The 14,052-nt window shown below is 71.1% G+C and carries 13 protein-coding genes; 9 read left to right on the forward strand and 4 right to left on the reverse strand.

Features of this window, described 5'->3' with window-relative positions; genetic code table 11:
• Positions 1-67 precede the first annotated feature (67 nt).
• The 3 genes from AB0H21_RS28850 to AB0H21_RS28860 all read right to left on the reverse strand — a co-directional run bounded on the left by AB0H21_RS28850 (position 68) and on the right by AB0H21_RS28860 (position 3,827).
• Positions 68-673 carry a Uma2 family endonuclease gene (locus tag AB0H21_RS28850; RefSeq protein WP_358522571.1) on the reverse strand — a complete coding sequence of 202 codons (606 nt, stop codon included), beginning with the start codon at positions 671-673 and terminating at the stop codon, positions 68-70.
• Positions 674-718: 45 nt separating this feature from the next.
• Positions 719-2,029 (reverse strand): MFS transporter, encoded by a 1,311-nt coding sequence (locus AB0H21_RS28855; RefSeq protein ID WP_358522573.1) that lies wholly within the window; start codon positions 2,027-2,029, stop codon positions 719-721.
• Between the two features lie 124 nt (positions 2,030-2,153).
• Positions 2,154-3,827, reverse strand: a complete 1,674-nt coding sequence (locus AB0H21_RS28860; protein WP_358522576.1) for an AMP-binding protein — start codon at positions 3,825-3,827, stop codon at positions 2,154-2,156.
• Between the two features lie 193 nt (positions 3,828-4,020).
• Here AB0H21_RS28860 and argC point away from each other — a divergent pair, with 193 nt between their 5' ends.
• The 9 genes from argC to tyrS all read left to right on the forward strand — a co-directional run bounded on the left by argC (position 4,021) and on the right by tyrS (position 13,444).
• Positions 4,021-5,043 (forward strand): N-acetyl-gamma-glutamyl-phosphate reductase, encoded by a 1,023-nt coding sequence (argC, locus tag AB0H21_RS28865; protein ID WP_358522579.1) that lies wholly within the window; start codon positions 4,021-4,023, stop codon positions 5,041-5,043.
• A 46-nt stretch (positions 5,044-5,089) separates the two neighbouring features.
• A complete protein-coding gene (argJ, locus tag AB0H21_RS28870; RefSeq protein WP_358522581.1) occupies positions 5,090-6,241 on the forward strand; it encodes a bifunctional glutamate N-acetyltransferase/amino-acid acetyltransferase ArgJ in 1,152 nt (383 codons plus the stop codon).
• Entirely contained in the window at positions 6,238-7,173 is a 936-nt protein-coding gene (argB, locus tag AB0H21_RS28875; RefSeq protein WP_358522583.1) for an acetylglutamate kinase, read from the forward strand. Before argJ ends, argB begins: the two co-directional genes overlap by 4 nt.
• Positions 7,170-8,408 carry an acetylornithine transaminase gene (locus tag AB0H21_RS28880; protein ID WP_358522585.1) on the forward strand — a complete coding sequence of 413 codons (1,239 nt, stop codon included), beginning with the start codon at positions 7,170-7,172 and terminating at the stop codon, positions 8,406-8,408. Before argB ends, AB0H21_RS28880 begins: the two co-directional genes overlap by 4 nt.
• The gene (gene argF, locus AB0H21_RS28885) at positions 8,405-9,349 is read left to right on the forward strand and encodes an ornithine carbamoyltransferase (protein WP_358522586.1); all 945 of its coding nucleotides are present in this window, start codon (positions 8,405-8,407) and stop codon (positions 9,347-9,349) included. Before AB0H21_RS28880 ends, argF begins: the two co-directional genes overlap by 4 nt.
• Positions 9,346-9,861, forward strand: a complete 516-nt coding sequence (locus tag AB0H21_RS28890; RefSeq protein ID WP_358522588.1) for an arginine repressor — start codon at positions 9,346-9,348, stop codon at positions 9,859-9,861. Before argF ends, AB0H21_RS28890 begins: the two co-directional genes overlap by 4 nt.
• Positions 9,862-9,950: 89 nt before the next feature.
• Positions 9,951-11,420: an argininosuccinate lyase gene (gene argH / locus AB0H21_RS28895; protein WP_358522624.1), complete on the forward strand. Its 1,470-nt coding sequence runs from the start codon at positions 9,951-9,953 to the stop codon at positions 11,418-11,420.
• Complete coding sequence (locus AB0H21_RS28900; protein WP_358522590.1) at positions 11,402-12,052, forward strand: DNA-3-methyladenine glycosylase; 651 nt, start codon at positions 11,402-11,404, stop codon at positions 12,050-12,052. Before argH ends, AB0H21_RS28900 begins: the two co-directional genes overlap by 19 nt.
• A 123-nt stretch (positions 12,053-12,175) precedes the next feature.
• Positions 12,176-13,444, forward strand: a complete 1,269-nt coding sequence (tyrS, locus tag AB0H21_RS28905; RefSeq protein WP_358522592.1) for a tyrosine--tRNA ligase — start codon at positions 12,176-12,178, stop codon at positions 13,442-13,444.
• Positions 13,445-13,861: 417 nt separating this feature from the next.
• On the opposite strand, the gene AB0H21_RS28910 is transcribed toward tyrS, so the two are convergent.
• The coding region (locus AB0H21_RS28910; RefSeq protein ID WP_358522593.1) for a hypothetical protein at positions 13,862-14,052 on the reverse strand (191 nt) is incomplete at its 5' end.

A 14,052-nucleotide genomic window follows, 5' to 3' on the forward strand; every position in this document is an offset into this window, starting at 1 on the left:
GGCGGGCGGCAAAGCGGCAATCCGCCCAGTGGGTGAGCGTCGCTCACCTGAAGGCACGGAGGGGACGTCAGAGCCTGTCGATCTCCGTCAAGTCGATGTCGATGTCGAACGGCATCGTGAGTCGCACACGTTCTTGGTGGCTCCCGGAAAGGACGTAGCTGTGCGTCGTCCGGTCCAGCTCGTAGACGTTCACCGCGGGACGTCCTTCGGAGCTCTCGACGAGCCAGAAGTGAGGGATGCCCGCCTCGGCGTACAACAACGGCTTCCGCTTGCGGTCGCGCTCTTCTGACTCGGGGGAGACCACCTCGACCGCGAGCACCAGATCTTCGGCTTGGTAGGCCGTGGCGTCAGGGCCTCGGAGAGCTCGGGCGTGAAAGACGATGACGTCCGGCTCTGGTCGCTGTCGCGGGCCCAGAACCACGCTCATCTCGCGACGCACGCGCAGATCGGCCGGAACCGTGCGGCGCAAGCCGTTCTCCAGCAGATACAGCATCAGAGTGTGGAAGTCTTTCTGCGGGCTCACGAGCACCAAGCTTCCATCAATCAACTCTGTGTGCGGAGGCAAATCCGGAAGGTGATCGAGGTCTTCGGCGTGGAACCCCTCAGGAGGAGGGATCAGCCAGTCGGGTAGCTCCGAATTTGTCATTGTTTCGCTCCGGACCTGGACCTTCATGCATCCCACCGTAGCAAGTGGTTCGCCTTGTGCCTGGTGCTTCGGTCACGTGGTGGCCGGCTGCTCGCGGCGGGCGCGTTCGGCGAGGGCGTGTTCGTCGGTGCGGGCGTCGTAGCGGCGGAACTTCGGCAGGGCGGCGGCCATGACGGCGACCGCCGCCACGCACAGCAGCCCGCCGGCGCCCAGGGAGAACCGGCTGCCGCCCACGTTGGCCATCAGGCCGGCCCGGGCGTCGCCGAGCATCGGCCCGGTGGAGTACGACAGCAGCTCGATGCCGGCCAGCCTGCCGCGGTACTCGTCCGGGATCGTCTGGTTCCAGAGGGTGCCGCGGAACACCCCGCTGATCGTGTCCGCGCCGCCCGCCACCGCGAGGAACACCGCCATCAGCCAGATGTTGGGCATAACGGACGCCAGTGCGACCCCCGCCCCCCAGGCCGCCGCCGCGACGATGACCGCGCGGCCGTGGCGGTGGACGTGGCCCGTCCAGCCCGAGGTGACCGAGGCGATCACCGAGCCGACCCCGCCCGCCGCGTACAGCAGGCCGAGCGCGGCGGTGGCGTGCAGCTCGTCGGCGAGGAAGGGGTAGAGCGCGTTGGAGAAGGCGAAGATCATCGCGGCGATGTCGACCAGGTAGGTGCCCATCAGGTCGGGCCGCCGGACGGCGTACCGCACGCCTTCGGCCAGCGACCGCAGCGAGGCCGGGGCCGCGTCACCGGTCAGGGGGACCGGGCCGACGCGGACGAGCAGCACCAGCGACAGCACGAAGGTGACGACGTCGATGCCGTAGGACGTGGCCGGGCCCAGGGTGGCCACGACGACGCCGCCGATCGCCGGGCCCACGATCATCCCGGCGTTGCCGGCCAGGGACTGGATCGCGAAGGCGGCGCCCATCTGGTCCAGCTTCAGCACGCGGTTGATGATCGCCTGCTCGCTCGGCCTGCGCAGGCTCGTCAGCCCGGCGGAGATCGCGGCCACCACGTACAGGACCGGGATCTGCGTGGCGCGGGGGAGCAGCACGGCGTTGGCCATCAGCAGCACCGAGGTCAGGCACAGGCCCACCTCGGACAGGATGACGATCCTGCGCCGGTCGAGCGCGTCGGCGATCGCGCCGCCCCACAGGCCGAACACGACCATCGGCACGAACTCGGCCAGGCTCACCAGGCCGACCGCGATGTAGGAACCGGTGAGCTGCTTCATCTGGTACGGCACGGCCACCATGGTGAGCACGCTGCCGAATATCGAGATCGTGCTCGACCCGAGGAGCAGCCGGAAGTCGCGGGACTCGCGGATCGGGCTCACGTCGAGCCGCAGGCGCAGCAGCAGCGCCTTCAGCGCTCGCGCGGGGGTGGTTGGCACAGGCGGCAGTGTGAAGGCCGCGCCGTGCGGCGGACAACCGGTTTTCCCCCGCGGCGTGAGCCCCGAGTGCGGCCCGGGGCTCACGCACCGCGGTGATCGTGGCCGCCGTCACCGGCCGAGTGGGTCAGAGACCCAGCGTCTCCCTCCTGAGGTGGGTCTTGAGGATCTTGCCTCCGGGGTTGCGCGGCAGCTCGGCCTCCCGGAACCAGAAGCGCACCGGGATCTTGAAGGGCGCCAGCGTCCCGCGCAGGAACTCCTGGAGCTCCTCCGCGGTCGCGTCCGCCTCCGGCTTGAGCCGGACGACCGCGCCCACCTGCTCGCCGAACTCCTCGTCCGGGATGCCAATGACGGCGGCGTCGTCGATGGCCGGGTGCTCGAACAGGGCCGCCTCGACCTCGGCGCAGTACACGTTCTCGCCGCCCCGGATGACCATGTCCTTGGCCCGGTCGACGATGTAGACGAAGCCCTCCTCGTCGACCTTGGCGAGGTCGCCCGTGTGCAGCCAGCCGTCGACGAACGTCTCGGCGGTGGCGTCGGGCCGGTTCCAGTACCCCGTGATCACGTTCGGCCCGCGCATGCACAGCTCGCCGACCTGGCCCGGGGGCAGCTCGTCGCCGAGGGGGCCGAGGACGCGCACGTCGCAGACCGCGAGCGGCAGGCCGATGCTGTCGGGCTTGGCCAGATAGGCGGGCCCGCTGTTGTAGATGGCCAGGGCCGTCGTCTCGGTCATGCCGTACCCGTTGGACGCCTGCCGCTTCGGCAACTGGTGGCCGATGCGTTCCAGCAGCTTCGGCGGGGCCGGCGCGCCTCCGTAGCTCACCCCGCCGAGGCTGGAGATGTCGTACGTGCCGAGGTCGGGGTGGGAGAGCAGCTGCCAGGTGTTGGTCGGCACGCCGGTCACGATCGTGACCTTCTCCCGCTCGATGAGGGCGAGCGCCTGCCCGGGGTCCCACTTGTACATCAGCACCAGCCCGCCGCCGGCGAACATGGTCGCCGTCAGCACCGCGAAGCAGCCGGTGGCGTGGAACAGCGGCACCGCGAGCAGGGTGATCCGCCGCTGGCCCGCCGCCGTGGCGGGGTCCTTGCCGGCCAGGGCGACGCTGTGCAGCACCGCGTACGCCACGCTCATCGGCGACTGGGCGAGGTTGCGGTGGCTGCCGAGGGCGCCCTTGGGCAGGCCCGTGGTGCCGGAGGTGTAGAAGATCGTGGCGGGATCCTCCGGGCCGAGGTCCACGGCCGGGAGCGTGACGTCGGCGCGCACCTCGCCGAGGACCTCGCCGAACTCCCGCGCGCCGGGCGGCAGGTCGCCGCCCGCGCGGGTGACGATCATGGGGACGGCGCTGCCGCGCAGCCGCTCGGCGCGCTCGCCGTCGACGATGACGAGCCGGGCGCCCGAGTCCGACAGCCCGTACTCCAGCTCGGGCGTCGTCCACCAGGCGTTCAGCGGCACGGCGATGGCCCCGGCGGCCAGCACGGCGGAGAAGGCGACGACCCACTCGGGATAGTTGCGCATGGCGATGGCGACGCGGTCGCCCTTGACGACGCCGTAGTCCTCGACGAGCCGGCCGGCCAGCGTGGCGGCCCGCCGGTAGTGCTCCTCGTAGGTGAGCCGTTCGTCCTCGTAGACCAGGAAGACCTGCTCGCCGTGGAAGCGGCTGTTGCCGAGCATCGCCCGGAAGGTCAGGGGGGCGTGCTTCCACGTGCGGATCCTCGCCCCGCGGACCTCGATCTCCTCCATCTCGAAGAGCTGTCCGGGGCCGGTGAGCTGTGCCCGCACCTGCTCGTGAGTGACAGTCATGCGCGGTGACTCCCGAGAGTGAGTAGTGCCCTTTGGCACGTGACGATACCGACCGGTAGGTACGGAGGCCAGGGCGCAGAAACCCGCGGCCATGTCGTCAAGTCTCGCTTGCATGAAGATGCTTCACGATGCATACTCACTCTCGTTAGGGAGGTCATGAGTCGCAGTGCATGACCATGCAGAAAGGGGTCCGATGAAGGCGGCGATCGCCGGAGCCAGCGGATACGCCGGGGGAGAGCTTCTGCGCCTGCTCCTCGGCCACCCCACCATCGAGATCGGCGCCCTCACCGCCGGTTCCAGCGCCGGCGGCACGCTCGGCGCCCACCAGCCCCACCTTCCCACCCTGGCCGGAAGGGTGCTGCTCGACACGACGCCCGAGACCCTGGCCGGCCACGACGTCGTCTACCTCGCCCTGCCTCACGGGCAGTCCGCCGCCATCGCCGAGCGGCTGGGCGACGAGGTCCTCGTCGTCGACTGCGGCGCCGACTTCCGGCTCGAGGACCCCGCCGAGTGGACCCGCTTCTACGGCGGCACGCACGCCGGCACCTGGCCGTACGGGCTGCCGGAGCTGCCCGGCCAGCGCGAGGTCCTCAAGGGCGCCCGCCGCATAGCCGTCCCCGGCTGCTACCCGACCGCGGCCACCCTCGCCCTGTACCCCGCCTTCGCCGCGGGGCTCGCCGAGCCCGACGTCGTCGTGGTCGCCGCCAGCGGCACCTCCGGCGCCGGAAGGTCGCCCAAGCCCAACCTGCTGGGCAGCGAGGTCATGGGCTCCGCGAGCGCCTACAGCGTCGGCGGCGCCCACCGCCACACCCCCGAGATGGAGCAGAACCTCTCGCGGGTCGCCGGCACCCCGGTCACGGTCTCCTTCACGCCCGTCCTGGCCCCCATGAGCCGTGGCATCCTCGCCACCTGCACCGCCCCCGCCGCCCCCGGCCTCACCGCCGCCGCCCTGCGCGAGGCGTACGCGACGGCCGTCCAGGACGAGCCGTTCCTGCGGCTGCTGCCCGAGGGTGCCTGGCCCGCCACCTCCATGACCCTCGGCGCCAACACCGCCGCGCTGCAGGTGACCCTCGACGAGCGGTCCGGCCGCGTCGTCGCCGTCATCGCCATCGACAACCTGACCAAGGGCACCGCGGGCGGGGCGATCCAGAGCACCAACGTCGCCCTCGGCCTTGCAGAAGAACTCGGCCTTCCCTTCAACGGAGTCGCACCATGAGCGAGCGCAGCGAGAACACGCCCGGCACGAACCACCGGGGGTGCGCGTGAGCGTCACCGCCCCCCTCGGCTTCCGCGCGGCCGGCGTCGCCGCCGGGCTCAAGTCGCACGGCGCCCGCGACATCGCCCTCGTCGTCAACGAGGGCCCCTCCCGCGCGGCCGCCGGCGTCTTCACCCGCAACCGCGTGAAGGCCGCGCCCGTGCTGTGGACCCAGCAGGTGCTCACCGGCGGCCGGGTGAAGGCCGTCGTCCTCAACTCCGGCGGCGCCAACGCCTGCACCGGCCCCGCCGGCTTCCAGGACACCCACGCCACCGCCGAGAAGGTCGCCGACCTCCTCGGCGACTCCGCGGGCGAGATCGCCGTCTGCTCCACCGGGCTTATCGGCGAGCGCCTCCCCATGGACTCCCTGCTGCCCGGGGTCGAGGCCGCGGCCGGCCAGCTCTCCCGGGACGGCGGCCTGGCCGCCGCCGACGCGATCCGCACCACCGACACCGTCACCAAGATCTCCTTCCGCAGGGGCGACGGCTACATGGTGGGCGGAATGGCCAAGGGCGCGGGCATGCTCGCCCCGGCCCTCGCCACCATGCTGTGCGTCGTCACCACCGACGCCGACGTCCCCGCCGGCGAGCTCGACCGCGTCCTGCGCAAGGCCGTCGCCGTGACCTTCGACCGGCTCGACACCGACGGCTGCATGTCCACCAACGACACCGTCCTGCTGCTGGCCAGCGGAGCCTCCGGCGTCACCCCCGACCCCGCCGAGTTCGAGAAGAAGATCACCGACGTCTGCGCCGACCTGGCGCGCCAGCTCCTGGTCGACGCCGAGGGCGCCACCAAGGCCATCGCCATCGAGGTCGTGGGCGCTGCCACCGAGGACGACGCCGTCGAGGTCGGCCGCGCCGTGGCCAGGTCCAACCTCCTCAAGTGCGCCATCCACGGTGAGGACCCGAACTGGGGCCGCGTCCTGTCCGCCGTCGGCACCACCGCCGCCGCCTTCGAGCCCGACCGCGTCAACGTCGCGATCAACGGCATCTGGATCTGCCGCGCCGGCGCCGCGGGCGACGACCGCGACAAGGTCGACCTGCGCCCCCGCGACGTGACGATCACCATCGACCTGTCCGCCGGGCCGCACAGCGCGACCGTCCACACCACCGACCTCACCGCGGACTACGTCCACGAGAACTCGGCGTACTCCACATGAGCGGCGAGACGATCGGCGAGCTCAGGGCCGGGACCGGCCGCGACCAGGCGCACGCCAAGGCCGCAGTCCTCATCGAGGCCCTGCCCTGGCTCGAGAGCTTCCGCGGCCGCACGGTCGTCGTCAAGTACGGCGGCAACGCGATGACCGACGAGACCCTGCGCCAGGGCTTCGCCGACGACATGGTCTTCCTGCTGCACGCGGGCCTCAAGCCCGTCGTCGTGCACGGAGGCGGCCCGCAGATCAACGCCCACCTGGACCGGCTCGGCATCGAGAGCAGCTTCACCGCCGGGCTGCGGGTCACCACCCCCGAGGCGATGCAGGTCGTCCGCATGGTGCTCGTCGGCCAGGTCAACCGCGACGTCGTCGGCCTGATCAACCGGCACGGGCCCTTCGCCATCGGCATGTCCGGCGAGGACGCCCACCTGTTCACCGCCGAGCGCAAGCACGCCGATGTCGACGGGCGCAAGGTCGATATCGGCCAGGTCGGCGAGATCGTCAAGGTCGAGGCCGGAGCCGTGCGCGCCCTGCTGGACGACGGCCGTATCCCGGTCGTGTCGTCCGTCGCGCGCGGCGAGGACGGCGAGGTCTACAACGTCAACGCCGACACCGCCGCCGCCGCGCTCGCGGTGGCCCTGGACGCGGGCAAGCTCATCGTGCTCACCGACGTCGAGGGCCTGTACGCCGACTGGCCCGTCGCGGCGGACGGCACACCCTCCCAGGTCATCAGCCGGATCTCGGCGCCGGAGCTCAAGGCGCTCCTGCCCACCCTGTCCAGCGGCATGGCGCCCAAGATGGAGGCGTGCCTCACCGCCGTCATCGGCGGCGTGCCCCAGGCCCACGTCCTGGACGGCAGGGTGCCGCACTCGGTGCTGCTCGAAATCTTCACGGACGAGGGAATCGGAACCATGGTCTTGCCGGAGGTCCAGTCATGAGCGGCCTGGAAGAAGCCGTCGCCGCGTCCGGCTCGGACGTGATCAGCGCGAGCGCCGGATCGCTGCGCGAGCGCTTCGAGGCCGCGTTCATGCCCAACTACGGTGTGCCGCCCCTGGTGCCCGTACGCGGCGAGGGCTGCCACGTCTGGGACGCCGACGGCAGGCGCTACCTCGACCTGATCGCGGGCATCGCCGTCAGTTCGCTCGGCCACGGCCACCCCGCCCTCGTCGAGGCCGTCTCCCGCCAGGTCGCGACGCTCGCGCACACCTCCAACCTGTTCGTCAACGAGCCCGAGGTGCTGCTCGCCGAACGCCTGCTCGGCCTGCTCAAGGCCCCCGGCCGCGTGTTCCTGGCCAACTCCGGCACCGAGGCCAACGAGTGCGCCCTCAAGCTCGCCATCAAACACGGCACCGCCACCGGCAGGACGTACTTCGTCGCCGCCGAGAACGGCTTCCACGGCCGTACCCTCGGCGCCCTGTCCCTGACCGGCAAGCCCTCGATCCGCGACCAGTTCGGCCCGTTCCCGATCGACGTCCGCTTCGTCCCCTACGGCGACGCCGACGCGCTCAAGCAGGCCGTCACCGAGGACTGCGCCGCCGTCTTCCTGGAGCCCACACAGGGCGAGGCCGGAGTCGTCCCCCCACCCGCCGGTTACTTCACCGCCGCCCGGCAGATCTGCGACGCCACCGGCGCGCTGCTCGTCCTGGACGAGATCCAGTCGGCGATCGGCCGCACCGGCCACTGGTTCGCCCACCAGCACGACGGCATCACCCCCGACGTGCTCACCCTGGCCAAGGGCCTCGGCGGCGGCATGCCGATCGGCGCCTGCGTCGGCTTCGGCGACACCGGGACGATCTTCGCCAAGGGCGACCACGGGTCGACCTTCGGCGGCAACCCCGTCTCCAGCGCCGCCGCCCTGGCCGTCCTCGACACCATCGAACGCGACGGGCTGCTGGAGAACGTCCGCACCGTCGGAGCCCGGCTCGCCGCCGCCATCGACGCCGTCGACCACCCCCTGCTCGCCCGCGTCCGGGGACGCGGCCTGTGGCTGGCCGCAGTGCTCACCACCGACTCCGCCGCCGCCGTCCAGGCCGAAGCGCAGCGCGCCGGGTTCCTGGTCAACGCCGTGCAGCCCGACGCCGTCCGCATCGCGCCGCCGCTGGTGATCACCGCCGAGGAGGCCGACTCCTTCGTCACCGCCCTCCCGGGCATCCTCACGGAGGCGTCCGCATGAGCCCCGCCCACAGCACCCTCACGGCCGTCCGGCACTTCCTGCGCGACGACGACCTCAGCCCCGCCGAACAGTCCGAGGTGCTCTACCTCGCCGAGGCCATGAAGAAGGACCGCTACGGCCACCGGCCGTTCGCCGGGCCGATGACGGTGGCCGTCCTGTTCGACAAGCACTCCACCCGCACCCGCATCTCCTTCGCGGTCGGCATCGCCGAACTCGGCGGCCACCCGCTCATCATCGACGCGGCCGGCTCCCAGCTCGGGCGCGGCGAGCCCATCGAGGACACCGCGCGCGTCCTGGAACGGCAGGTCGCCGCCATCGTCTGGCGTACCTTCGGCCAGGAGCGCATCGAGGCCATGGCCTCGGCCTCCTCGGTGCCCGTCGTCAACGCCCTGACCGACGAGTTCCACCCTTGCCAGATCCTCGCCGACCTGCTCACCATCCGCGAACACCAGGGCGGCACGGCCGGGCGCACCCTCACCTACCTCGGCGACGGCGCCAACAACATGGCCCACTCCTACCTGCTCGGCGGCGCGACCGCCGGCATGCACGTCAGGATCGCCGCCCCCGCCGCCTACCACCCCGAACCGCTGATCCTCAACCGCGCCGCGCAGATCGCCGCGACCACCGGCGGCTCGGTCACCGTCCTCACCGACCCGGCCGTCGCCGTCGCCGGCACGCACGTCCTGGCCACCGACACCTGGGTCTCCATGGGCCAGGACGGCAAGGACGAGCGCGTGGCCTCCCTCATGCCCTACCAGCTCAACGCCGAGACGCTCGCCCTGGCCGCGCCCGACGCCATCGTCCTGCACTGCCTGCCCGCCTACCGCGGCATGGAGATCACCGCCGACGTGCTGGACGGCCCGCACAGCGTCGTCTGGGACCAGGCCGAGAACCGCCTGCACGCACAGAAGGCCCTGCTCCAGTGGCTGGTGGCACGATGAACGTCCCGCTCACCAAGGTCGGCAGGCACGCCAAGATCGCCGAACTGGTCAAGCGGCACAAGATCAAGTCCCAGCCCGAGCTCGCCCGGCTCCTCGCCGAGGGCGGCGTCGAGGTCACCCAGGCGACCCTGTCGCGCGACCTTGACGAACTGGGTGCGATGAAGCTCCGCGCCGACGACGGCTCCCTGGTGTACGCCCTGCCGGGCGAGGGCGGCGCACGCATCCCGCTGACCCGCGTCGGCTCGGGCGAGACACCGGCGGCCAGGCTCCGGCGCGTCGCCGAGGAACTCCTCGTCTCGGCCGAGGCCTCGGCCAACATCGTGATCGTCCGGACTCCTCCAGGCGCCGCGCAGTTCCTCGCCTCCGCCCTGGACCACGCCGACTGGGAGTCCATCCTCGGCACCGTCGCGGGCGACGACACGGTCCTGGTGATCAGCCGGGACCCCACGGGAGGAACCCTCCTCGCGGAGGCACTGGTCAGGTTGACAGAACGGCGAGGCCAGACCGCATGACGCGAGCGGAGGCGCGCCCCCTCCGTGCCGTTCGACCGGTCCCCGTTTTGGGCTAGGGTCGCGGATTGAGCATTCGAACGGGCAAGTCGATGACACAGGAATCACAGGAAGACGAGGACACGGTGGCTGAGGGTGGCAAGCCCATGCGGCTCTGGGGCGGCAGGTTCGAGGGCGGTCCGGCCGACGCGCTGACGCGCCTGTCGGTCAGCGTGCAGTTCGACTGGCGCCTCGCGCCGTACGACCTGCTGGCGTCCCGGGCGCACGCCCGGGTGCTCCACCGCGCCGGGCTGCTCAGCGAGGACGAGCTGACGCGCATGCTCGACGCGCTGGAAGATCTCGAAGAGGCCTGCAGGTCCGGGGCGTTCCGGCCCACCGTGGCCGATGAGGACGTCCACACCGCGCTGGAGCGCGGCCTGCTGGAACGTCTCGGCTCGCTGGGCGGCAAGCTCCGCGCCGGCCGCAGCCGCAACGACCAGGTCGCCACCGACCTGCGCCTCTACCTGCGCGACCACGTCCGCCACATCGTCTCGCGGCTGGTCGAGCTGGAGACCGCGCTGATGAGCCAGGCCGAAGTGCACGCCGCCACCGCGGCCCCAGGCATGACCCACCTCCAGCACGCCCAGCCGGTCTCCTTCGGCCACCAGCTGCTGGCGCACGTCCACGCCATCGCCCGCGACGTCGACCGGCTGCGCGACTGGGACCGCCGCGCCGCCGTGTCCCCCCTCGGCGCGGGCGCCCTGGCCGGGTCGTCCCTGCCCCTCGACCCGCAGGCCGTCGCCGAGGAACTGGGCTTCGCCTCCGCCGCGCCGAACTCCATGGACGCCGTCGCCGACCGCGACTTCGCCGCCGAGTTCCTGTTCTGCGCCGCCCTGGCCGGGGTCCACCTGTCGCGGCTCGGCGAAGAGATCGTCCTGTGGGCCTCCCAGGAGTTCCACTGGATCGAGATGGACGACGCCTACTCCACAGGCTCGTCGATCATGCCGCAGAAGAAGAACCCCGACGTCGCCGAGCTGGCGCGCGGCAAGTCCGGCAGGCTCATCGGCAACCTGACGACCATGCTCACGATCCTCAAGGGCCTGCCGCTCACTTATAACCGCGACCTGCAGGAGGACAAGGAGCCGATCTTCGACACGGTCGACACCCTCCTGCTCGTCCTGCCCGCGATGTCCGGCCTCGTCGCCACCATGCGCGTGAACACCGCCCGCCTGGAGACCTCGGCGCCCGACGGCTTCGCCCTCGCCACCGACCTCGCCGAGCTGCTCGTCCGCAAGGGCGTGCCGTTCCGCGACGCCCACGAGGCGGTCGGCCACCTCGTCGTGTGGTGCCAGGTCAACGACACCACCTTCGAGAAGCTCACCGAGGAGGACCTGGCGAAGATCTCTCCCCACTTCGCCACCGCCACCGGGGAAGGCATCGGCGCCCTCGACGTGCTCAACGTCCAGGGCGCGCTGGCCTCCCGCAAGGCGTTCGGAGGCACCGCCCCCGACCGGGTCCGCGACCAGCTCGGCGCCCTCCGCGAGATCGTCGACGGCCAGGCGGCGTGGGCGAGCGGCTCCTAGACAGGGAGTTCTTCGACCGGCCCTCGGCCGAGGTCGCGCCCGCCCTGCTCGGGCGCGTCCTCGTCCACGGGCCGGTCGCCGTGCGCCTCACCGAGGTCGAGGCGTACGGCCCTCCGGGAGAGGACCCCGCGTCCCACACCTACCGGGGCCGCACCCCCCGCAACGCCGTGATGTTCGGCCCGCCCGGCCACCTGTACGTCTACTTCACCTACGGCATGCACTTCTGCGCCAACCTCGTCTGCCTGCCCGAGGGCATGGGCTCCGGGGTGCTGCTACGCGCCGCGGAGGTGATCGAAGGGGCGGACCTCGTCCGCACCCGCCGCCACAGGCCGGCCACGGCCCCCGCGCTCACCCGCCCCGGCCGCCCCCTGCCAGAGCGTGACCTGGCCCGCGGGCCCGCGCGGCTCGCCGTCGCGCTCGGCATCGGCCGCACGCACAACGGCCTGGACTGCTGCGCCGAGGGCGGCGCGTTCCGCGTTCTGGAAGGTCACCCGGCCGACCCCGCGCTGATCCGCTCCGGCCCGCGCACCGGCGTCTCCTCCGCGGCCGACGTCCCTTGGCGCTTCTGGATCGACGCGGACCCCACCGTCTCCCCGTACCGCAAGCACGTCCCCAAGACCAGGCCGAACTGACCCGCCCCGGCCCCGCGCCGCCCCGGCACGGCTTTCGAGTGGCGCGGCGGTGAGATGATCGGGCAGGCTGTGAACAAGGCGAACAGCCACCAATCCAACCGACGACGAACGAAAGCCAGGATCGTGACCGACATCCTCGATGACCTTGCGTGGCGCGGCCTGATCGCGCAGTCCACCGACATCGACGCGCTCAGGGCGTCGATGAACGAGGGTCCGATCACGGTCTATTGCGGCTTCGACCCCACGGCTCCCTCCCTGCACGTCGGCAACCTCGTGCCGCTGCTGACCCTCACGCGCATCCAGCGCGCGGGGCACCACGTCGTCGGGCTGGTCGGCGGCGCCACCGGCCTCATCGGCGACCCCAGCGGCAAGAGCGAGGAACGCGCGCTCAACTCCACCGAGGTCGTCGCCGAGTGGGTGCAGCGTATCCGCGTCCAGGTGGAGAAGTTCCTCGACCTGTCCGATGCCTCCGGCTCCGTCCTGGTGAGCAACCTCGACTGGACGGCGGGCCTGTCGACGATCGACTTCCTGCGCGACGTCGGCAAGCACTTCCCCGTCAACCGCATGCTGGCCCGCGAGTCCGTCTCGGCTCGCCTGGCCGGAGAAGGGCTGAGCTACACCGAGTTCAGCTACCAGATCCTCCAGGCGAACGACTACCTGGAGCTCCACCGGCGGTTCGGCTGCACGCTCCAGATCGGCGGCAGCGACCAGTGGGGCAACATCACCGCGGGCTGCGATCTCATTCGCCGCGTCGAGGGCGGGCACGTGCACGCGCTTACCGTCCCGCTCATCACCAAGGCCGACGGCACGAAGTTCGGCAAGACCGCAGGCGGCGCCGTGTGGCTAGACCCCGAGCTGACCTCGCCGTACGCCTTCTACCAGTTCTGGCTCAACTCCGATGACCGCGACGTCGTCAAGTTCCTGAAGATCTTCAGCTTCAGGTCGCGTGAGGAGATCGAGGCGCTGGAGAAGAGCGCGTCGGACCGGCCGGCGGCCCGCGAGGCCCAGCGCGCGCTGGCCGAGGAGTTCACCACCCTGCTGCACGGCGCCGACGAGTGCGCCGCCGTCATCGCAGCCTCGGGAGCGCTGTTCGGACAGGGCTCCCTGACCGAGCTGCCCGAGCGGACGCTCGCCGCGGCGCTCGCCGAGGTGCCGAGGACGACCGTGCCCGCACTCGGGGCCTCCTACGTCGACCTGCTCGCCGAGAGCGGGGTCGTTGAGAGCAAGTCCGCCGCCCGCCGTGCCGTCAAGGAGGGCGGGGCGTACCTGAACAACACGCGCGTCACCGACGAGGCGTACGTCCCGGCCGCCGAAGACCTGCTGCACGGGCGCTTCCTGGTGCTCCGGCGCGGGAAGCGGTCCGTCGGCGGGGTAGAGGTCGCCGCCGGGTGACCCCTGTGCCACCGCCACCGGCCCCTGCGCGCAAGGCCAGGGGCCGGTGCGCCGTTGGTAACAGTCCTGTAGCGGCTCCGTGAGACTTTGGCGCGTCGTCGCAGGTCGGCGAGGTGGCGCGCCTGTCCGGGCTCACCGGCGATTTGACGGACCCGCGAACGAGGCTTAATGTTTTGATCACTCCAGGAACGACGGGCTGCCGAACGGCGCCTGGCTCCGGGGTATCCCGAACGACATGCTCTCGGATTCCTCCGTCTCATGATGAAGGGTCCGACTCTGACGTGTCACCCACGCCGGTACGGTTCAAGCTGTCTTTGACGGCTCGATTGGACACGCTGTGGGTGACAGGGTAAGTTGGCCGGGTTGCCTTGGCGACGGGGTGACATACTTTTACGGATTTGAGTGATTCGATTCAGATCAATTGATTTGGCCGAATCGCTCGGGTCTGGTAAAGTAGAAAATGAAGACGAACGCCCCGGACGGGGCCGCGATCACCTGGATCACGGTTTCGGCGGTGTACGCGTCCGTTTCTTGAGAACTCAACAGTGTGTTAAAAGCCAGTGCATGAATCATGCATGAACCTCCGTCTCTCATGGCGGGCTGCCGGT

Origin of the sequence: Sphaerisporangium sp. NPDC051011, from assembly GCF_040653595.1 — a bacterium.
Classification (GTDB): Bacteria; Actinomycetota; Actinomycetes; order Streptosporangiales; family Streptosporangiaceae; genus Sphaerisporangium.

Coding starts and splice junctions, on each gene's coding strand:
- AB0H21_RS28850 (WP_358522571.1), bottom strand. CDS start 673: ATGAAGGTCCAGGTCCGGAGCGAAACAATGACAAATTCGGAGCTACCC.
- AB0H21_RS28860 (WP_358522576.1), bottom strand. CDS start 3,827: ATGACTGTCACTCACGAGCAGGTGCGGGCACAGCTCACCGGCCCCGGA.
- argC (WP_358522579.1), top strand. CDS start 4,021: ATGAAGGCGGCGATCGCCGGAGCCAGCGGATACGCCGGGGGAGAGCTT.
- argB (WP_358522583.1), top strand. CDS start 6,238: ATGAGCGGCGAGACGATCGGCGAGCTCAGGGCCGGGACCGGCCGCGAC.
- AB0H21_RS28880 (WP_358522585.1), top strand. CDS start 7,170: ATGAGCGGCCTGGAAGAAGCCGTCGCCGCGTCCGGCTCGGACGTGATC.
- argF (WP_358522586.1), top strand. CDS start 8,405: ATGAGCCCCGCCCACAGCACCCTCACGGCCGTCCGGCACTTCCTGCGC.
- AB0H21_RS28890 (WP_358522588.1), top strand. CDS start 9,346: ATGAACGTCCCGCTCACCAAGGTCGGCAGGCACGCCAAGATCGCCGAA.
- argH (WP_358522624.1), top strand. CDS start 9,951: ATGACACAGGAATCACAGGAAGACGAGGACACGGTGGCTGAGGGTGGC.